At 66.1% G+C, this 20,785-nt stretch carries 15 protein-coding genes and 1 pseudogene; 9 read left to right on the top strand and 7 right to left on the bottom strand.

Annotation, left to right across the window (positions count from 1 at the left end):
- Positions 1-43 precede the first annotated feature (43 nt).
- The 3 genes from A5636_RS00465 to A5636_RS00455 are packed head-to-tail and all read left to right on the top strand — an operon-like array spanning position 44 to position 3,631.
- Positions 44-1,540 carry an MFS transporter gene (locus A5636_RS00465; RefSeq protein WP_081287514.1) on the top strand — a complete coding sequence of 499 codons (1,497 nt, stop codon included), beginning with the start codon at positions 44-46 and terminating at the stop codon, positions 1,538-1,540.
- A 38-nt stretch (positions 1,541-1,578) separates the two neighbouring features.
- Complete coding sequence (locus A5636_RS00460) at positions 1,579-2,385, top strand: GNAT family N-acetyltransferase (RefSeq protein WP_065156739.1); 807 nt, start codon at positions 1,579-1,581, stop codon at positions 2,383-2,385.
- Complete coding sequence (locus A5636_RS00455) at positions 2,372-3,631, top strand: lysine N(6)-hydroxylase/L-ornithine N(5)-oxygenase family protein (RefSeq protein ID WP_437339777.1); 1,260 nt, start codon at positions 2,372-2,374, stop codon at positions 3,629-3,631. Before A5636_RS00460 ends, A5636_RS00455 begins: the two co-directional genes overlap by 14 nt.
- A 35-nt stretch (positions 3,632-3,666) precedes the next feature.
- On the opposite strand, the gene A5636_RS00450 is transcribed toward A5636_RS00455, so the two are convergent.
- From A5636_RS00450 to A5636_RS00435, 4 genes and pseudogenes are all read right to left on the bottom strand, one after another.
- Positions 3,667-4,263: a TetR/AcrR family transcriptional regulator gene (locus A5636_RS00450; RefSeq protein ID WP_065156744.1), complete on the bottom strand. Its 597-nt coding sequence runs from the start codon at positions 4,261-4,263 to the stop codon at positions 3,667-3,669.
- Positions 4,263-5,498: a cytochrome P450 gene (locus tag A5636_RS00445; protein ID WP_065156738.1), complete on the bottom strand. Its 1,236-nt coding sequence runs from the start codon at positions 5,496-5,498 to the stop codon at positions 4,263-4,265. The genes A5636_RS00450 and A5636_RS00445 overlap by 1 nt, the downstream gene beginning before the upstream one ends.
- A 215-nt stretch (positions 5,499-5,713) precedes the next feature.
- Positions 5,714-7,081: an FAD-binding oxidoreductase gene (locus A5636_RS00440; RefSeq protein ID WP_065156737.1), complete on the bottom strand. Its 1,368-nt coding sequence runs from the start codon at positions 7,079-7,081 to the stop codon at positions 5,714-5,716.
- Positions 7,054-8,339, bottom strand: a pseudogene (locus A5636_RS00435) (MFS transporter). Before A5636_RS00435 ends, A5636_RS00440 begins: the two are co-directional and overlap by 28 nt.
- A gap of 71 nt (positions 8,340-8,410) precedes the next feature.
- On the opposite strand from A5636_RS00435, the gene A5636_RS00430 reads away from it, so the two are divergent.
- From A5636_RS00430 to A5636_RS00420, 3 genes are all read left to right on the top strand, one after another.
- Positions 8,411-9,238, top strand: coding sequence for a uracil-DNA glycosylase (locus A5636_RS00430; protein ID WP_065156735.1), 828 nt, complete (start codon positions 8,411-8,413; stop codon positions 9,236-9,238).
- A gap of 15 nt (positions 9,239-9,253) precedes the next feature.
- Positions 9,254-10,384 carry an FAD-binding protein gene (locus tag A5636_RS00425; RefSeq protein WP_065156734.1) on the top strand — a complete coding sequence of 377 codons (1,131 nt, stop codon included), beginning with the start codon at positions 9,254-9,256 and terminating at the stop codon, positions 10,382-10,384.
- Positions 10,385-10,458: 74 nt separating this feature from the next.
- The gene (locus A5636_RS00420; RefSeq protein WP_065156733.1) at positions 10,459-11,490 is read left to right on the top strand and encodes an LLM class flavin-dependent oxidoreductase; all 1,032 of its coding nucleotides are present in this window, start codon (positions 10,459-10,461) and stop codon (positions 11,488-11,490) included.
- A gap of 1 nt (position 11,491) precedes the next feature.
- Here the strand turns inward: A5636_RS00420 and A5636_RS26985 are convergent, their stop codons facing one another.
- Together A5636_RS26985 and A5636_RS00410 are read right to left on the bottom strand one after the other, a co-directional pair.
- A complete protein-coding gene (locus A5636_RS26985; protein WP_437339778.1) occupies positions 11,492-15,565 on the bottom strand; it encodes a diguanylate cyclase domain-containing protein in 4,074 nt (1,357 codons plus the stop codon).
- A gap of 144 nt (positions 15,566-15,709) precedes the next feature.
- Positions 15,710-16,138: an HIT family protein gene (locus tag A5636_RS00410; RefSeq protein ID WP_065156731.1), complete on the bottom strand. Its 429-nt coding sequence runs from the start codon at positions 16,136-16,138 to the stop codon at positions 15,710-15,712.
- Positions 16,139-16,194: 56 nt separating this feature from the next.
- On the opposite strand from A5636_RS00410, the gene A5636_RS00405 reads away from it, so the two are divergent.
- From A5636_RS00405 to A5636_RS00395, 3 genes are all read left to right on the top strand, one after another.
- Positions 16,195-17,583 (top strand): amidase, encoded by a 1,389-nt coding sequence (locus A5636_RS00405; protein ID WP_065156730.1) that lies wholly within the window; start codon positions 16,195-16,197, stop codon positions 17,581-17,583.
- A 39-nt stretch (positions 17,584-17,622) separates the two neighbouring features.
- On the top strand, positions 17,623-18,768 hold the full coding sequence (locus A5636_RS00400) for an adenylate/guanylate cyclase domain-containing protein (protein WP_065156729.1): 1,146 nt from the start codon (positions 17,623-17,625) through the stop codon (positions 18,766-18,768).
- Positions 18,769-19,027: 259 nt separating this feature from the next.
- Positions 19,028-19,606, top strand: coding sequence for a hypothetical protein (locus tag A5636_RS00395; protein WP_065156728.1), 579 nt, complete (start codon positions 19,028-19,030; stop codon positions 19,604-19,606).
- A gap of 7 nt (positions 19,607-19,613) precedes the next feature.
- On the opposite strand, the gene A5636_RS00390 is transcribed toward A5636_RS00395, so the two are convergent.
- The coding region (locus tag A5636_RS00390) for a sensor domain-containing protein (RefSeq protein ID WP_172827123.1) at positions 19,614-20,785 on the bottom strand (1,172 nt) is incomplete at its 5' end.

Below are 20,785 nucleotides of genomic sequence, written 5' to 3'. Positions count from 1 at the left end.
TCATCCTCGGCTTACCCTGACCGCCGTCTGCCTGGCCGTGTTCATGCTGCTGCTCGACATGACCATCGTGTCGGCCGCTCTCGCCAACATTCAGGCGTCGCTGGACGCCGAACTCAGCGGTCTGCAGTGGGTGGTGGACGCGTACGCGCTGCCGATGGCGGGCCTGCTACTTACCGCCGCCACGCTGGGCGACCGGCTGGGACGTAGGCGGCTCTACCTGATCGGCATAACGGTGTTCACGCTCGCGTCGGCTGGCTGCGCGCTTTCCGGCAGCATTGGTTCGCTGAACCTGGCGCGGGCGTTGCAGGGTGCGGGTGGGGCGGTGCTGCTCGGGGTGTCGTTGCCGATGGTGGGTGCGGCCTTCCCCGAACAGCGGAGCAGGGGCATCGCGATCGCGATCTATGGTGGCGTGATGGGTGCCGCCGCGGCCGTGGGGCCGCTGCTGGGCGGCGCCCTGGTCGGAGCCTTCGGTTGGCAGTCGATCTTTCTGATAAACCTGCCGATCGGGTTCATCGCCCTGGCACTTGCCATTCGTTTTGTCCCGGAAAGCCATGCTGCAGAGAGTCGTTCACTTGACCCGGTGGGGACGACCGTTCTGTCGGCCGCACTGTTCGCCGGCGTGTATGTGTTGATCGAAGGCAATCGACGGGGCTGGACCGACACTCTGATTCTGGTGCTGGGCGCGGGTTGCATTCTCGCGGCACTGTTCTTCGTATGGTGGGAATCCCGGGTTCGCGCGCCGATGCTGGATCTGCGGGTGGTGCGCCGTCCTGGGTTCGCCGGGGTGTCCCTCGCCGCTTTCGCGGCGGCTGGGACGTTGATCGCCTCGACCAACTACTTGGCCCTGTATCTGATGAATACGTTGGGTTACAGCCCATTTCAGACCGGCCTACGAGCTCTTCCGTTGACCGTTGCCTGCGTGCTGGGCGCCCCGCTGGCCATGGCCGCAGCCCGCTACATCCCGGCCTGGATGTCGATTCCCGGCGGGGTGGTCCTGATTGCGGCGGGACTGTGGATGATGACCGGCGTTACCGCCAACACCGAGTGGACCCACTTCATCGCCGGTTCCCTGGTGGCTGGTCTCGGCCTGGGCGGGTTGTTCGCCTTGACATCAGACATCGCATTGCAATTCGTGCCGGTTTCCGATGCCGGGATGGCGACCGGCGCGGTGAGCACCGTCCGCCAGGTCGGCATCCTGGCTGGAGTCGCGGGTTTGGGCGCGTTGTTCAGCCGGCATGCGACGGACTCGGCGACCGACGGGCTGGCAAGTTTGCGGGGCGGCAGCCACGCCGGTATTCAACAACTCGTCGACCGGCTATCCGCCGGCGCGGGCCTGCGGGTGCTCGAATTTCTGCCGGAGAGTCTGCGGCCCGCGTTGCCGGCGATCGCTCGGGTCGCCCGCCAAGCCAGCGCGGATGGCATGCAGGCTGCCCTGGTGGCGGCGGCAACTGCGGCGTCCGTGGCCGCGGTTGCCTCGACGGTATTGGTCGCGGTGGGGGCGCACCAGGATTCGGAGTCCGGCCCCGGAGAAAATTCTTGATTTGCTGAGAGACGTTGCGGGGTAGTCTGCGCAATACCATGTTGGGTGACGCGATCCTGATTCCCGCGACCGATGCCGGCCGCTATGCCGTAATGATCTCGACGGACCCGGCAGACATCGAGGCCGCGCAGCGGTTGCGTTATCTGACGTTTGCCGAGGAGATGGGCGCGACTCTGCCGCAGGCCGTTCGCGGGCCCTTGACCGGACAGATGATCGACGTCGACCAGTTCGATCCCTACAGCGACCACCTGTTGTGCAAGGACGTTGGGACCGGACAGGTCGTCGGATGCTACCGGCTGTTACCCCCGGACGGCGCGAAGGCTGCCGGCGGCATATTCGCCGACACCATCTTCGACATCGGTGGTGTCAACGAATTACGTTCCAGTCTGGTCGAGCTCGGCAGGGCCAGCGTGCACGCCGAGCATCGCAACGGAGCGGTGATGGGTTTGCTGTGGGCGGGCATCCTGCGCTATCAGGAAATCACCGGACACGTGTGGGGAGTGGGATGCCTGTCGGTCCGGATGGAGGACGGTGGGCCGCGGGGGGCATTGGTGCGCGGGGTCCGGGATATAGCGTTCCGGGTACGTCCGGCCCCGCCGCAATACCGGGTGACTCCGCGAAATCCGGTGCGGGTCAACGGATTGAGTCTTGATGAGTTGCCCGCTCCGGGCCGGGTGCGGGTGCCGCCCATGGTGCAGGGATCGCTGCGGGTCGGCGGAATGATATGCGGTGAGCCGTCTTACGATCCGGATTTCGACATGGCCGACTTCGTGGTGCTGATCAATCGGTCGATGATGCAGGAACGGTACCTGGAACGGCTGACACGCTCGCATGCCCACACCTGAACGAACGGCTCTGCTCGGCATCGGTTTCGGACCGTCGAATCTTGCCCTGGCAATCGCGCTGGCGGAGCTGGGTGTGGACGCGGTATTCGCCGAAGCACAGCGGCGGTTTGGCTGGCACCGCGGGATGTTGTTGCCGGGGGCCCGGATGCAGGTGCCTTTTCTCAAAGACCTGGTGACTTTGCGAAATACGCAGAGCGACTTCTCCTTTGTCAATTATCTGAACGAGCGGGACCGGCTTGTCGAATTCATCGGTCGGCACACGATGTTCCCCAGCAGGCTGGAATTTCACGATTATTTAGAGTGGGCCGCGGCCCGGGTCGCGGCAGATGTGCGCTACGGGCAGCGCGTCGTCGAAGTGGGCTCCGACGCGTCGGGCTTCGTGGTGCGCACCGCCTCCGATTGGGTAATCCACGCGGGGGCATTGGTTTTCGGTACTGGCTTGCGGCCCGTGCTGCCAGACGGGGTTGAGAACACGGCCCGACAGTGGCACAGCCACACGCTTCTCGACGGACTGGCCGCGCTGCCCCCTGCGGTGTTCCAGCGCTTTGCCGTGATCGGTGCCGGCCAGAGTGCGGCGGAGGTGGTTGGCTTCCTGCATCAGCAGTATCCCAACGTCGAGGTTCATGCGGTGTTCGCCCGATATGGATACAGTCAGGCCGACGACAACCCTTATGCGAACCGCATTTTCGACCCCTCGGCCGTCGACGACTTCTATGCGGCCGACGAACCGTTGCGCCGGCGGTTCCTCGATTATCACCGCTCGACCAACTATTCGGCGGTCGATCTGGAACTCATCGAGGACCTGTATTCGCGCGGATATGCTGAGCGCGTGAGCGGCAACCAACGGTTGTTCGTGCACAACGCATCCGAAGTCGTTGCCGCGCAGGAGAATTCTGACAGCGTGTTGCTGACGGTCTCGCATCTGATCACTCATGAGCGGCAAACCCTGGACTGCGACGCGGTGATCTATGCGACGGGCTATGCCCCTTTGGATATCCAGAGTTTTCTGGGCAAGACGTCCAGCCTCTACGAATTCGACTCGACCGGGCGGCCCGTCGTCACCCGGGATTACCGTCTGGTCGCGAAGTCGGGTGCGCCGGGAGACATTTTCCTGAATGGTTCGGTCGAACACACCCACGGCTTGGCTTCGTCGCTACTTTCCAACGTTGCGGTGCGCGCCGGGGACATTATGACGGCCTTTGCCGCAGCGAACGACGTCACCCGAGGTCCGCGCGCCGCAAGTTGAGTGTGGCACTTCTGCCAAGCGGACACGGCCACTCGTTATTTCGGAACGAGCTTAGGGTTTTTGCGACTGCTCGGCGTCAGCACGGGCACCACGAATTCCTCGATCATCGACCGTTCCTGCGCTTCGTTCTGGCCGGGAAACATCAACAGCGAGACGATCACCCGCACCGCCCAGCGGGCCCGGCGCTCGACGATCGCGGGGTCGTCGGGACCCAGTGAGCTGAGGAATGCCGTCGCCAGCGCGGTGATGACGTCGGAGTGCCTGGCCAGCTCACCCCCGATCGGAAGACGGGTGGCGGCGAACCAGGCCGCCAGCGGGGGGCTCTCGCGGACCATGCGCAACGTGGCGGTGATGCTGGCGATCAACCGTTCGTGCGGGTCCCGCACCCCGTCGATCTGCTGGCGGATCTGGTGTCCGAGGCGGTGCGTCTCCCGGTGCACGTAGGCGATGCGCAGCGCCTCCCGGCTCTCGAAATACCGATACAACGTCGCGCGGGAACACCCGGCGGCGCGGGCGATTTCGTTCATGCCGATGGTTGCCGGATCGCGGTCGGTGAAGAGTTGTTCGGCGGCGTCGAGGATCCGGTCCGCCGCAACCTCGTTGCGGCGGTCGGAAAGCCAGTCACCTGGCATCAGGCCGGTATCCGGATCGGCACCGACAGCGGACGGCGGACGTACGGGCCGCCCGACCACACGATAGCGGCCGTGTCGACTTCGAAATGGGGGCAGCGGCTGAGTAATTCGCCGAGTGCGACGCGTGATTGCATCCGCGCCGCGGCCGCACCCAGGCAGTGGTGCGCACCGTGACTGAAGGTGAGGATGTTGCGCGGACGGCGGGTGAGGTCTAATTCGCCGGCGTTGTCGCCGTATTGGCGTTCATCGCGGTTTGCCGACCCATAGAGGAGCAGGACACGGCGGCCCGCCGGGATGGTGGTGCCTTCGATCGATACGTCACGGGTGGTGGTGCGGGCCAGATTCTGCACCGGCGAGGTGAGCCGCAGCAACTCGTCGACCGCGTCCGGGATCAAGTCAGGGTCGTCCAGCAGCAACTGCCGTTGGTCGGGCCGCTCGTGCAGCAACGGCATTGAGCCACCGAGCATTCCGGTGACGGTGTCGTTGCCGCCGGTAACCATGGTGAACGTGAAGCCCAGGATCGACAGGATGCCGGCGACATCGCCGTCCGCACCGACTCCGGCCGCAACGAGGTGCGAGATGGTGTCGTCCTGGGGGTCGGTTCGGCGTCGTTCGATCAGTGCGGTGAAGTACGCCATCATCGTGCCGACGGCATCTCCCACGGTTTCCAGGGCGTTGGCGATGCCGCCGTCGGCCGTGTTCGCTGCCACAATGGCCTGCGTCCACACATCGAATTGCGCCCAATCTTCCTCGGGCACACCTAGATAATGCGCTACCACCATCGACGGCAGTGGTTTGAACAACTCGGTGACGATATCGCCGGCACCGCGCGCACGGATCATTTCGATTCGTTCGACGACGAATTCGCGCACCTTGGGCTCGATGGCTTCCACCTGGCGTGGGGTGAAGCCCCGCGACACCAACTTCCGGAACTGGGTGTGCACCGGTGGGTCCTGCATGACCATCGGCGGATTATCCTGCAGCCCAATCATTTCCAGCTCGCGATAGTTGACCGTCAAGCCCTGTGCGGACGAGAACGTCTCGTGGTCGCGCGCCGCCGCCCAGACATCGGCGTGCCGCGAGAGCACGTAGTAGTCGTGTTCGGGGTGGTCGGCAGGCACGACATGATGCACCGGGTCGTGATCACGTAGGGCTCGGTACATCGGCCAGGGTTTCGGCCATGTCTCGGCAGTGGCGAGTTGAAACTTGACCGGCTGAGACACTACGGCTGTCATGTCTCATGCATACGACAGTCATAGGCCGCTGTCAACCCATGCCGCCCATGCCGACCGTGCCGCCCCTGCCGACCGTGCCGACCCTGCCGCCCCTGCCGACCGTGCCGAACGTGAAGATAGCTTCACGCTCGCCACGGAGCGTGAAGATAGCGTCACGGTCGGCGCCACCACGGTCGGCGCCGACGGTCGGCGCCGGCGCGCGACAAGCCGAAGGACTAGATGCCCGACCCGGGGTTCAAGATCCCGAGCGGATCGAGCGCATCCTTGATCCGCCGGTTCAGGTCCATCACCTCGGGCCCGAGATAATCCGCCAACCACGGCCGCTTCAACCGGCCGACGCCGTGTTCGCCGGTGATGGTGCCGCCCAATCCGACGGCCAGGTCCATGATTTCGCCGTAGGCCAGCTGAGCACGTTCGGCCATCGCGGCATCCGCGGGATCGAACACCAGCAGCGGGTGGGTGTTTCCGTCCCCGGCGTGCGCAATCACCGAAATCATCAGGTCTCGCTCGTCGGCGATGCGTGCGATGCCGGTGACCAGCTGGCCCAGGGCGGGCAACGGAACTCCGACATCTTCCAGCAGCAGCGATCCTTTGGCTTCGACGGCCGGAATGCAGAACCGGCGGGCCGCCACGAACGCCTCACCCTCATCCGGGTCGTCGGTCGAAAACACTTCTACAGCACCGTTTTCGGCGAACACCGCGGCCATCAGCTCGGCGTCTTCGGTGCCGCCGCGCCCGCGTTCATCGGATCCGGCCACCAGCATGGCCGCCGCGGTGCGGTCCAGGTCCATGCGTAGCGTGTCCTCGACGGCGTTGATCGCCACCTGATCCATGAACTCGAGCATCGAGGGCCGAAGTCGCGCGCTGACTCCCAGCACGGCATCGACCGCCGACTCCACGGAGGCAAAACTCGCCACCACGATGCTGGACGCATTCTGCGCCGGCAACAACCGCAGCGTCACCTCGGTGACGACGCCCAATGTTCCTTCGCTGCCGACGAATAGCTTGGTCAGCGAGAGCCCGGCCACATCCTTCAGTCGCGGCCCACCCAGGCGCACCGCGGTCCCGTCGGCCAACACCACCTGCATGCCCAGCACGTAATCAGTGGTCACGCCGTACTTCACACAGCACAACCCGCCGGCATTGGTGGCGATGTTGCCGCCGATGCTGCAGATCTCCCACGACGACGGGTCGGGCGGGTACCACAGGCCGTATTCGGCGACTGCCTTCTTCACCTCGGAATTGAACAATCCGGGCTGGCACACCGCGGTGCGGGTCACCGGGTCGACGGTGATGTCGCGCATCTTCTCCGTCGACAACACGATCCCGTTGTCCACCGCGGTCGCCCCGCCGGACAGTCCGCTGCCGGCACCCCGGGTCACCACCGGCACCCGATTTGCTGCTGCCCAGCGCAACACGGTCTGCACTTCCTCGGTGCGGTACGGCCGCACCACGGCCAGCGGTTTTCCGGCCGACGGGTCCAGAGCCCGGTCTTGGCGGTAGCCGTCGGTGATAGCGGGATCGGTGATGACCATTCCCTCGGGCAGATCGGCAATCAGGTTTGCCAGCACACCGCTTTCCACCCGGCCGATCCTACGTCGCGGGGTCGGTGACCAGTTCCGCCTTTCGGTCCAGTTCCCGCAACGACGGCACCCGGATACAGGTCAGGCCAACGACCACGATCGGCAGCGCCAGCGCGAAAAACGTCACCCGCAGCCCGGCTGCATCAGTCAGCGGACCCGCCAGGAGCAGCCCCGCCGGACCGGCGGCGTAGGCCATCGAAGTCATGACACCGACCACTCGTCCGCGTAGATGGAGCGGCGCCCGAGTCTGCATGACGTAGTTGTAGATCGGCTGAATTGGGCCGTAGACCAACCCGATCAACGCGCACAGCACCAAAATCACCGGCAACGGCGGCAGCAAGGCGATCACCAGCGTCGCGGTACCGAAGCTCAGCACCGCGGTCAGCATCATCCTCCGTCGCGAGACATACGGCGCGAGCAGCGCATAGCCGAGCGCGCCCAGCAGGCTGCCGATCGAGAGTGCCATCAAGACCGAGCCCAGTTGCGCGGGTTGCTGTCGGTCGCTGAAGTACTTGGGGAACAGCACCGTTTCCATCGGCAGATACAGCGCCGTCACCGTCAGGTCGATCAGTGCCAGCGTGCGCAGCACCCGCAGGTTCCAGACGAAACGCAACCCCTCGGCGACCCCGGACACCAGGCCGTCGGGCCGCGTTGCCTGGTCCGGCTTGCCCGCGCCCTCGAGCCGCAGGGCGGCAACCGCCAGGATGGACAACCCGAATGCGGCGGCGGTGACCCACATGGTGGCGATACCGCCCACTGTCGCGATCATCAGGCCGCCCACCCCGGGCCCGACGACGAAGGCCATGTTGAGGATCGCCTCGTAGATGCTGTTGGTGCGGTCCAGCGACCAGCCCGCCCGGGCCGCCGCCTCGGGCAGCATCGACTGGCGGGCGGTGATTCCGGCCGGGTCGAATGCGGCTCCGCAGGCAGCCAAGACCGCGAGCACGGCGACATTCATGCTCTGGGTGCCGAATGCCCACGCGATCACCGGGACGGCGGCAACCGACGCCGCGGAGAGCGCGTCGGAAACCATCGACACCCAGCGGCGCCCGAAGTAGTCCACCGCGGTCCCGGCGACCAGCGTCGAGAACAGCAGCGGCAGCATCGTCGCCCCCGCCACAATCGACGCCTGACCGGCGCTGCCCTGGCGTTGCAGCACCAGCCACGGGAACGCGACAAGCGAGATGCCGTTGCCCGCACACGACATCAGGGTGGCGAACAGGAGCAGATATGTCGGGACGCGACTGTTGTTTCTCATCGGATATCGCGGCTGAATGTAGCGCCAAACACCGAGCCCGAACCACCGATTTTTGCGCGGTCCGGTTTGGAATGCAGGATGTTCGTGTGCTCATGCATCCGAATACCGGTCAGGCATTCGGTTCGCCGGTTGCCCCGGGCAGTGGCTGGCCAGGTGATCCGGCCACCCCGCGCACCCCGGTGGCGGCCGACGCCGCCCGGGTCGCCGCGCTCGCAAAGACAGCACGTTCGATTCCCGCACTCGACGCCATGGTGAGCGTCTGCCGAGCATGTCCGCGGCTGGTCAGCTGGCGTGAAGAGGTTGCGGTTGTCAAACGCCGGGCCTTCGTCGACCAGCCTTATTGGGGCCGCCCGGTGCCGGGCTGGGGATCAGAGCGGCCCTGGTTATTCATCGTGGGGCTGGCGCCGGCCGCGCACGGCGCCAACCGGACCGGACGGATGTTCACCGGTGACCGGTCCGGCGATCAGTTGTATGCGGCGCTGTACCGTGCCGGGCTGGTGAATCAACCGACCAGCGTCGACGCGGCTGATGGGCTGGCGCCCAACGAGATTCGAATTTCGGCACCGGTCCGCTGCGCCCCGCCCGCGAACGCCCCGACCCCCGTCGAGCGGACGACGTGTTCGCCGTGGCTGGCCGCCGAATGGCACCTGGTGTCCGATCATGTCCGCGTTATCGTCGCGCTGGGCGGGTTCGGCTGGCAGGTTGCGCTGGGCTTGCCGGTGGCAGCCGGGATCCGCAAGCCGAAGTTCGGCCATGGTGTGGTGGCGCCCCTGCCGTCCGGCGTCCAATTGCTCGGCTGTTACCACCCGAGTCAGCAGAATATGTTCACCGGTAGGTTGACTCCGGCAATGCTCGACGACATCTTTCGTCAGGCGAAGCAGCTCGCGGGAATCGAGTAGGACAGGGTTCGCTCGTTGACAAGCATCTTGGTGTCCGGCGCCAGCGTCGCCGGTTTAGCGACTGCCTATTGGCTTGGCCGACACGGTTATTCAGTCACCGTAGTGGAACGCCACGCAGGGCTGCGACCGGGCGGTCAGGCCATCGACGTGCGGGGTCCGGCGCTGACTGTGCTGGACCGGATGGGGTTGCTGGCCGCGGCGGAAGAAAAGAAGACGCGCATCCGGGGCGCCTCGGTGGTCGATCGCGACGGCAATGAGCTTTCCCGCGACACGCAATCCACGCCGACGGGCGGTCTGATCGATAATCCCGACATCGAATTGCTGCGCGACGATCTCGTCGAACTGCTGTACGAGGCGAGTCGGTCGACCACCGAATTCATCTTCGATGACAGCATCGCGGCCATCGAGAATCTGGGACCGGCGGTGCAGGTCAGCTTTGAGCGCGCCCCGGCGGCCGGTTTCGATCTGGTCATCGGCGCCGACGGCTTGCATTCGAACGTGCGCCGACTGGTCTTCGGTCCGGAAGAAAGGTTCATCAAGCGGCTGGGGACACACGCGGCGATCTTCACCGTGCCCAACTTCCTGGACCTCGACCACTGGCAGATGTGGCATTACGGTGACGCCAGCATGGCCGGGGTTTACAGCGCGCGCAACAACACCGAGGCCCGCGCGATGCTGGGTTTCATGGACACCGAGCTGCGGGTCGACTACCGCGACACCGCGGCCCAGTTCGCCGAGGTGGAACGCCGTATCGCCGACGACGGATGGGTTCGCCCGCAACTGCTGGAGTACATGCGGTCCGCGCCGGATTTCTACTTCGACGAGATGTCCCAGATCATCATGGATCACTGGTCGATCGGGCGGGTGGCGCTGGTGGGCGACGCCGCATACTGCTGCTCGCCGTTGGCGGGCCAGGGGACCAGCGTGGCCCTCCTCGGCGGCTACATCCTGGCCGGCGAACTGAAGGTGGCGACCTACGACGGCGCGGTCGACCACGGGCTGGCCTTTACCAACTATTTCCGGCGATTCCACGGCTACACCGAGCGCACGCAGTTCTTGGCGACCGACAACATCCCTGGTGGTGCGCCGATCTCGCAGGAACAGTTCAAACTCATCGTCAACTCGATTACGCCGCTCAACTACTGATCCGCCGCTCAACTACTGATAAGCCGCTCAACTACTGAGGGAAGGTTCTCCCCGTCAGGTTTGTTGGTGACAACGTGCGTCTTTCAGTTCTTGATCTTGTTCCGGTGCGATCCGACCAGTCGACGGCGGACGCGTTGGCGGCCACGGTGTCGCTTGCGCAGACCGCAGACCGGCTGGGATACACGCGCTACTGGGTTGCAGAACACCACAACATGCCGTCGGTGGGCGCCACCAGCCCGCCGGTGCTGATCGCCTACCTGGCCGCGCAAACCGCTCAGTTGCGGCTCGGGTCCGGTGGGGTGATGTTGCCCAACCACGCTCCGCTCGCGGTGGCCGAGCAGTTCGCACTGCTGGAGGCCGCCGCGCCCGGTCGCATCGACCTGGGCATCGGCCGCGCTCCTGGATCCGACCCGGTCACGTCTTATGCGCTGCGCGGCGGGCGCGACGACCGCGACATCGAGAACTTCCCGGAATACCTCGACGATGTGGTTGCGCTGATGGGTACTCGCGGTGTCCGGGTGCCGTTGCGTTCGGGCGACTACACCTTGAAGGCGACCCCCGCGGCGGCCAGCGAACCACGGTTGTGGCTGCTGGGGTCCTCGATGTACTCCGCGCATCTGGCCGCCGCCAAGGGCTTGCCGTATGTGTTCGCCCACCACTTCTCCGGTCAGGGCACCGAGGAGGCGCTGGAGCATTATCGCACCAATTTCCGGCCCGGCGACCTGGCATCCGAGCCGGTGACATTCCTGACGGTGAACGCCGTTGTCGCCGAAACACACGATGAGGCAACGCATTTGATGCTGCCTAATCTGCAGATGATGGCGCGGTTGCGCACTGGGCAGCCGTTGGGACCGGTGCAGCTCGTCGAGGACGCCCAACTTGCCAGGCTGACCCCGCAACAGCAGCACATCGTGGACAGCGGGTTGGCCCGGGCCGTCGTCGGCTCACCCGCCGAGGCCGCCGACCAGGTGCGGGCACTGGCCGAGCGGTTCGACGTCGACGAGGTGATGGTTCATCCGGTCGCATCGGCCCGCCGCGGCACCGATCCCGCGACCGCACCGGCCCGGGTGACGACGCTGGAATTGCTGGCAAAAGAACTTTTCTGATCTATTCGTTCACGCTGCGGGCTGGTGGGCCAGCGAGCGCGCGGCCGCCGATCCAGCGCTGTAGGTCATCAGCCGGCAACGGCGGGCTGTGCACGTACCCCTGGGTGATCGTGCAGCCGTACTGTCGGAGCGCGCGCAGCGTCAGCTCGTCTTCCACACCCTCGGCCACCAGATCAGCACCGAGATTCGCGGCCAGCGCGACGGTGGACCGCACGATCGCCACCGAACGCGGATCCTGGGCAAGGCGGGCCACGAACACCCGGTCGAGTTTGAGTTCGTCGACCGAAACGTCTTGCAGCCGCGCCAATGACGACCAGCCAGTGCCGTAATCGTCCAACGAGATACGCACCCCGAGGCGCTGCAACGCGGCGACGGTGTTGCGGGAGCGCGCCGAGTCTACGAGCGTGCTCTCGGTGATCTCGATGATCAGTTCGCTGGCCGGCAGACCGTGGGTTTGCAGCAGCTGGTCGACCGTGCCGACCAAGTCGAGGTCGAGCAGATTGGTAGTCGAGAGGTTCACCGCGACGATCAGCGGCATGCCCTGATCGCGCCACGACCGGGCCTGCGCCAGAGCGAGATTGACGGTCCGGTTGGCCACTTTGCGCATCAGGCCCGCCCGTTCGGCCGCCGGCAGGAACTCTTCGGGTAGCAGTAGGCCGCGGTTGGGATGGTGCCAGCGCAACAACGCCTCAACGCTGTGCACGCTGCCGTCGGCGGCGTTGATCTTGGGCTGGTAGTGACACGTCAGCTCGGAACCCTCGACGAGCGCAGCGCGCAGTTCCTCGATGAGATTAGGATCATTGTCTCGATACAACTCGAAATCTGAGTCGTACACGGCGATCTTGCCTTTCGCGGACCGGGCGTGGGGGAGGGCCATCTCGGCGCGGGTCAGCAGTTCCTGGGGGTGGTCACAGTGGTCCGGGTAGAGCGCGATGGCGATCCGCGCGTCAACCTCAACGGTCATCGGGTCCAGCGCAAAAGGTTCGCCCAGCGCCTCCAGCAACCGACCCGCTTGCGCGCGCGCCGCGATCAGGTCCGCACCCTCGGCTAGCAGCACGGCGAACTCGTCGTCACCGGCCCGGGCCAGCAGGTCATCGCGACGCACGTTCTGGGACAGGCGATTGGCGATCTGGCACAACAACTCGTCACGGAAGTGATAACCCAGCGAATCGGTGATCTCGCGGAACTCGTGCAGCTGCAGCAGCAGCAACGCTCGGCGGGCCGGCCCCCTGGGGGTCAGGGATGGTCCGACGACCGGACCCGAGGGGGCAGCTACGGGCACCTCTGTGAGTGCGGTGGCCAACGAGCGGCGGTTGGGCAGCGTGGTCAACTCGTCGGTCATGGCGTGCCGGTGGGTTTCGGCCAGGATGCTCACTTCGCGGAACGTCACCGAGAACCGAGCCGCCACCGCGATCAGGCTCAGCGCTGCCAGCGTCGGCGCGACTGAGGAGTTGCGGCCCAATGCGGTGACGGCCAGTGCCACGATGGTGCACGCGACCGGTGCCACGTACGAACCCAGGCCGCGCCTCGGCAGCGGCGGCACCGATGACCAAGGCGCCCAACTGGCTATCGCCAATAGCAAGGACGAGGCGGGCCAGAACGCATCGAGCATGGTGCCGACCCGGTATTCGCTGGCTGAGGTCTCGAACAGGTACGCGGTGTCCGCGGCGGCGATCAACAAAAAGGCGGCCACCAGCAGACCCCAGCGAAACTCTTTGCGCCAGCCGAGGATTGGCAGCATTCCTGCGGCCAGGGCGGTGAGGACCAGATCGCCCCATGGATAGATCAGCCCTACCAGCACGGTGGCGGGCGTTCGGACCGTGGCCGCGTGGATGGGCCCGGCCGTCAGTGCCGCGGCCACAGCGGCCATCGCCAACGCGCAAATCAAGGAGTCCAGCCGAACCGGCACCGGCACCCGCTTGAGCCGGGTCCGCATCAGCAGCAGCAGGCCGACGTAGGCGAGCGGATAGAACGCCAGGTATGCCGGATCCGCAATGGACGGGGATTGGCCGTCCGGCACGTACTGCGCATAGAGGACGTCGCCGAGCGCCGAGGACACCATGGCGACCGCGATGACCGTCCACGCCGCGCGGTCGGCCTTGACGCGGTACGCGCGGATCGCAATCAGGGCCGCGGCGAACAGATTCAGCCCCGGGTACAGGATATCGGCGAAGAACTGGCTGTGATCGGCGCGCGGATTGAGCAGGCAGGACGAAACGAAGACGAGCACCCCAATTCCCAACACAGCCAAGGAGATCCAGATCCCGAGCGGCGGCCATCGAACATCGGGTGGCGCGTCGGATGCGTCCTCGATGCGCGGTTTGGGCGTGGCTGCCAGCGGCTTGATGGTGCGTGCCAATGCAGTCGCGTTGGCCGAGTCGGTCACCGAACCGAAGGCGCCCCGGTGAATTCGTCCGCTGTCGAATTCGTTCTCCAGTTTGGTCTTGAAGTCCAGTCTCGTTTCGAAGTCCGATTCCGTCTTGAAGCCCGATCCCCTCTCGAGGTCCGATTTGGCGTCCAAGTCCGGTCCGGCCGTAAATTCGGCAATCGCGGATTCGGTGAGTTCCGGCAGCGCATAGGGCAACGGCAGATCCGGCACGAAGCTGCGAATACATTGGCCGCCTTCACGTTTCGCGGCGTACATGGCCAGGTCTGCGTGCCGGAGCAGCTCGTCGACGGTGCAATTGGAGTCGGACGCGGTCACGGTGAACCCGATGCTGGGCCGGACCGCCAACGGCACGCCGTCGATCACTATCGGGACATCGAAGGATTCGAGGGCCCGCTGGGCCGCCGCCTGTGACGCTTCCACCGGACCTTCGATCAGAACGGCGAACTCGTCACCCCCCAGCCGCGCGACGGTCCCCGCCTCACCCAAGACCGTGGTCAACCGTCCCGCCACGCGCACCAACAGCTCGTCGCCGGCCGGATGCCCCAGGGCGTCGTTCACCGACTTGAAGTTGTCCAGGTCCAGGCACATCACCGCGATCGCGGCGGCGTCCGCGCCGCGACGGGCGACGGCCTGCTCCAGGTCGTGCAGGAAGTGGGCGCGGTTGGCCAGGCCGGTCAGACTGTCCCGAAAGGCTTCTTGTGCTACTTCGGTCAGTAGTCCCTGGTTTTCGACGAGTACCACGAACTGCCGGGCGAGTACCGCCACCACCAGGATTCCCGCCCCGAGCAGCAACGGTCCGTGCCGCATCAGACGCAGCGCGTGGCCCAGCCCGACCGCTGCCGCCAGCAGCAGCGGTATATAGGGCAACCACAGGCGCAGCCGGGAACTGATCTGTCGCGTGGGTGCTGTCGCAGTTTCGTTGACGCTGATCAGGCCGGCCATCGCCAGCATGCCCAACCCGGCCAATCGGCTCACGTCGACAAGCTCGCCGGTGTGGTAGCTCCCGACTCCGGTCCGGAACACCACCAAGGTGTCGGCGACAGCGATGGTCACGACTGCGGCGGCCACCAGGTTCACACTGCGCCGCCCACCGGGCCGTCCGCGCGACAACGCCAGGATCGCAGTGGTCATCAGCGACACATCGGCGAAGATGTGCACGACCGTGGTGAGTCCCGAAGTACTGGCTTCGCGAAGCAGCCGGTCGAGGACGAATACCCAGGACGCGACAAAGAGCGAAGTAGCGACGATGACGCCGTCGAGGAACAGCCGCCGCATGTTGTGACCAACAGGATCCGACAGCAAGAGCAACGATGTGAACGCGCCGAGCGGGTAGAGCAGCAGCACGATCTCGCCTGCCGCCGGATGGCTAGCGTGGTCGAGCTCCGGGCGTACGTCATAAACCGCCCAGATGACCTCTCCCACAACCCATCCCGCCAGGGCCACAGACAGGGCCAGCCATCCGGCGCTGCGCCGGCCACGCGCGTGACAGGCCGCTCGTCCGGTGCAGCCGACGGCGAACGCGAGGCCGACCAACGTCACCACCTGGATGACCGGCCGGGTCGCATACGGCCCCTGCCAGCCGAACGACGACGAGGCAGCCACCAGCGCGGCCGCCACACCGTATCCGCCGATCACGGCCAGGCTGATCCCCTTCGTCAGCCCGGGCAGCGGGTACGGCCGTACCATCCAGCGCTTCATGTCCCCGCTCCAGCTCGCACGCACACACCTCGGCGAAGTAGAAGGGTGCTCCACCGCGCGCCCAACTCAGGATAAACCGCTGTTCGCCGCTCCCGCGGCACTACTGGCGGGGATCCAACTCAGGTAATCCGGCTATTGACCCGCATCAATGCCGGCGAGCGCGTCCCGCAGGATCCGCCCGGTCTCTTCCCGGTCCGGGTCGCGGCGCAGCAACAAACCCTTGGCGACGGACAGCTTGTCGCCTTCGCGCCGGGGCAGCACGTGCAGGTGAATGTGAGACACCGTCTGGAAGGCCGCGCGGCCGTCGTTGATCCCGATGTTCGTCGCGTCGGCCAGTTCGGTCGCACGGGCCGCCCGCGCGATGCGTTGGCCGATGGTGATCATCCCTGCCAGCGTCTCCGCGGGAGTGTCGGTCAGGTCGACACTGTGTTTCTTGGGGACCACCAAGGTGTGGCCGCGGGTGAACGGGCGGATGTCGAGGATCGCCAGATAGCCGTCGTCTTCGAAAATCCGGATAGCCGGGGCCTCGCCGGTCGCGATCGCACAGAACACGCAGGACATACGGCCACCGTACTGGGCGGCGCGGGCGTTTCGGCGCAGCGGGATACGCTGCGGCAGTGGACCCTAGGGATCTCGCGTTCGCCGGCGCGGCCGAACAGGCGCGAATGCTGGCCGACGGTGAAGTCACCGCTCCGGTGCTGCTCGAGGTCTATCTGGAGCGGATCGAGCGGTTGGACAGCGAACTGCGCTCGTACCGCGTAGTGCGCTACGACGGTGCTCGCCGGGAGGCCGAGATCGCCCAGCGGCGTCTCGACGCCGGCGAGCGACGCCCGCTGCTGGGGGTGCCGATCGCCATCAAGGACGACGTCGATGTGGCCGGCGAGGCGACCACGTACGGCAGCGCGGCGCATGGTCCGGCGGTGACCGACGACGCCGAGGTGGTCCGACGGCTCCGTGCGGCGGGCGCTGTGATTATCGGCAAGACCAGCGTGCCGGAGTTGATGATCATGCCTTTCACCGAGTCGTTGACATTCGGCGCCACCCGCAATCCCTGGAATCCTCGTCGCACGCCGGGCGGTAGTAGCGGGGGCAGCGCGGCTGCGGTCGCGGCGGGTCTGGCCTCGGCGGCGCTGGGATCCGATGGCGGCGGATCGATCCGCATCCCGGCTACGTGGTGCGGGTTGTTCGGGTTGAAGCCGCAGCGCGACCGGATCTCGTTGGAGCCGCACGACGGCGCCTGGCAGGGACTGAGCGTCAATGGCCCGATCGCGCGGTCGGTTTTGGACGCGGCGCTGATGCTCGACGCGACAACGACGGTGCCAGGCCCGGAAAGGGAGTTCGCCGACGCAGCCACACGCGACCCTGGCCCGCTGCGAATTGCCTTGAGCACCAAGGTGCCGACGCCGATGCCGGTGCGCGTCGGCAAGGCGCAGACGATAGCCGTCGAACAAGCGGGCGCATTGCTGCGCGATCTCGGCCACGATGTGGTCGTCCGGGATCCGCACTATCCGCCTTCGCTGTATGCAAACTATCTGCCCCGTTTTCTGCGCGGGATTTGTGACGATGCGGACGCGCAGGCGCATCCGGAACTGCTCGAAGCGCGCACCCGCTCCATTGCCCGTCTGGGTTCGTACTTCTCCGACCGGCGGATGGCGGGGCTGCGCGAGGCAGAGGTGGGGCTGAACGCCCGGATCCAGTCGATTTTCGACGATGTCGACGTGGTGGTCACCCCTGGCACCGCCGCCGGGCCGTCGCGGATCGGGGCCTATCAGCGCCGCGGCGGGGTGTCGACGCTGTTGTTGGTCGCCCAACGGGTCCCGTACCAGCAGATCTGGAATCTCACCGGTCAACCAGCCGCCGTGGTGCCATGGGACTTCGACGACGACGGACTACCCATGTCGGTCCAACTCGTCGGCCGCCCCTTCGACGAGGCCACCCTGCTGTCGCTGTCTGCACAGATCGAAGCGGCCAGACCGTGGGCGCACCGGCGACCACCGGTGTCCTGACTTCGCCGATCGGCCAATCACCGTTCTAACGTTGGACGCGTGGCAGATCACCTGGACAGCGCTGCAGACCCGAGTATCGAGCACCTCTTGGAAGGCCTGGAGGGTTCGGCGCGCGCCGAGCGCGCGGAGTTGGTGGAGTGGCTGCTTCAGCAGGGTGTCACCGCCCAGGAGATCCAGGCGAGTAACCCGCCCTTGCTGCTGGCTTCTCGACGCCTGATCGGCGATGACGGCAGCTACGTGTCCTCCCGCGAGATCAGCGAAAGCCACGGCATCGATTTGGAGCTGCTGCAGCGCGTCCAGCGTGCCGTCGGGCTGGCCGCGGTGGACGATCCCGACGCCGCCATCCATATGCGCGCCGACGGCGAGGCGGCCGCCTACGCGCAGCGGTTCGTCGAGTTGGGAGTCCATCCAGATCAGGTGGTGGCCGTGGTTCGGGTGCTCTCCGACGGGCTGTCCCACGCTGCCGAAGTCATGCGGTATGCCGCGCTGGCGACCATCCTGCAACCCGGTGCCACCGAACTGCAGATCGCGCAGGGATCAAAGGCGCTGGTCAGCGAGCTGGAACCGCTGCTGGGGCCGATGATTCGGGACATGTTGCTGCTGCATCTGCGACACATGATGGAGACCGAAGCGGTCAACGCCGGCGAGCGGGCCGCTGGCAAGCCGTTGCCGGGCGCCCGACCGGTCACCGTCGCCTTCGCCGACCTGGTCGGGTTCACCAAACTGGGCGAGGTGGTCTCGCCTGAGGAGTTGGGGCATCTCGCCGGCCGACTGGCAGACATGGCCCGAGACCTGACCGCGCCGCCGGTCCGGTTCATCAAAACGATCGGCGACGCGGTGATGCTTATCTGCCCGGAACCGGCGCCGTTGCTGGACACCGTCCTGAAGTTGGTCGAGGTGGTGGACACCGACGACGCATTCCCGCGGCTTCGAGCCGGGGTCGCGTCCGGTATGGCGGTCAGCCGCGCCGGTGACTGGTTCGGTAGTCCGGTCAATGCGGCTAGCCGGGTCACCGGCGCGGCCCGGCCGGGGACGGTGCTTGTCGCCGAGTCAGTGAAGGAGACCCTGGAGGACGGGGCGGATGACGGCAGCCACTTCGACTGGTCGTTCGTCGGCGGTCGACGCCTCAAAGGCATCAAGGGCGAATCGAAGCTGTTCCGCGTGCGGCGCGGTAGCTCGGGCTAACCGCGGGCCACACACGCATAGGCAGGCCCGGCGCGACTCTGCGGGGGCGTTGCTGACTCCGTCTTGCGCGGGTCTGACGCGGCCGGTTTTTACCCCGTCTTCCGGCTCTTGAGATGCGGTCGCTTCCGGGCCTGCTTCGCTACCAAAAATACAACTGCGCTGGCCCGATGGCAACGGTTCTTGGCTTCGGCGGACCCCGCGTATTCGCCGACGGCGAAAAAGACTTTTGATCACACTGTAACGATGTAATCATGTAATCATGAAGATACATCACCATGGTCGCCGCGGCGCACGACCCGGCGGTTGGCAACAGTCAGAACAACCCGACGCGAGCGGGGCCGCGGAGTGGTTCGCGGGACGGTTACCCGAGAACTGGTTCGACGGCGACCCGACGGTCATCGTCGACCGGGAAGAAATCACGGTGGTCGGCAGATTGGCGGCGGTGGCGGCCGGTGAGGGCGAGGAGAAGGAAGAGAGCCCTGCTCGCGCGGAAGGTCGAGTGTCGCGATTCCGTGAGGAAAGCCGCGCGGAGCGGATGGCCATTGCCGAGGAAGCCCAGCACCGATACGGGCGCAAGGTTTCCTGGGGCGTGGAGCTAGGCGGTAAGCGGATCCTCTTCACCCACGTCGCAGCGCCGGTCATGACGCGCCTCAAACAACCGGAACGTCAGGTGCTTGACACATTGGTCGACGCCGGCGTCGCGCGGTCTCGTGCCGACGCCCTCGCCTGGTCGGTCAAGCTGGTCGGCGAGCACACCGAAGAGTGGCTGGCCAAGTTGCGCACCGCGATGTCGGCGGTCGACGATCTGCGGGCGCAGGGCCCCGATCTGTCCGATTAGCCGTGGGTTATTTCTCGTTGTCGACTTTGGTGACGATCTTGTCGGCGATCCGGCGGCCCTGGTCGGTGATCTGATAACCGCAGGCGTTGACGTCGACGATGATGTTGTTAGCCACCGCCATTGCCCGCTGGCATTCCCATCCGTTGGCGCCCTCTTGCACATCCAGCACGCTGATTTCTGGGGGAGCCCCTTCGACCTCGTGGAACGTCCAGCGGTAGGTCTTGCCCTTGTTGGTGACCGTGACCGTCTTGCCCGCGCAGCCCTTCCACTTGCGCAGCGAGGTGTCCAGGAACGCGTCGGCCTTGGCGGCGGTGGGGAAGCTGATCGCGGCCTGGTTCACCCAGTGGTCGTAGTCGTCGCCAGGTTCGGACGACACCAGCCCGCTGATCCCGGTGTAGCCACTTCCGGCGTAGACCGCACCCTGACTGGTGTACATCGCACCTTGGCAGTCTGGAACCGACAGGGACATCGCGGTGGAATCCACCGTGGTGATGGCTTTGCCAGGAGTCATCGTCGCTGACCCCATCACCGTGTTGATCTCCGACGCGCTCAGTAGCAGCGAGTTCAACCGCTCCACGGAAATGGGCTTCTTCTTGGGCTTGTGGTCCGGAGAAGTCGCCATCCAGATACCCAAGCCGCCCACGACAAGGACCAGCACGACGGCCACCGCGGCGACGATGGGCCACGGGTTGCGCTTTTTCTGGGGCTGACCCGGGTGCCACGGCCCGCCGGATTGCGGCGGCAACGGCGCACCGGGCGGACCACCACCCCAGCCGCCACTCCCATACTGGGGCGGCGGCGGACTCTGACTGGGAATCGGGCCGCTCGCCGGCCCCCAACCGGGCGGCCCGCTTTGTGCTGCCGGGCGTTGCTGCGGCAACGGCCCCGACTGGCCCGGGCCGTACTGCGGTACCGGGGGGCGCGGGGACGGCGGCGGCGTAATCGGCGGTGCGGGCGGCGAAGCCGCGACCGTTGCCGGCATCGTGAGTGGCGAGCCCGGCGTGGGAGGGCCGGGCAGAGTAGCTTCCTGACTGCGGCGAACGATGTTGCTGGCGTGGTCCTGGTCGGGATCGCTGAGCGCGTCGTGCGCGGCCAGGGCCAGGTCGCCGGCGCTGGCGTAGCGGTCTTCGGGCTTTTTGGCCATGCCGCGCGCGATCACCGCATCGAACGCCTTGGGGA

Origin of the sequence: Mycobacterium asiaticum (assembly GCF_001673315.1) — a bacterium.
Lineage (GTDB): Bacteria > Actinomycetota > Actinomycetes > Mycobacteriales > Mycobacteriaceae > Mycobacterium > Mycobacterium asiaticum_B.
The sequence above is the reverse complement of the archived record's forward strand: the minus strand, read 5'-3'. Positions and strand labels throughout refer to the sequence as shown.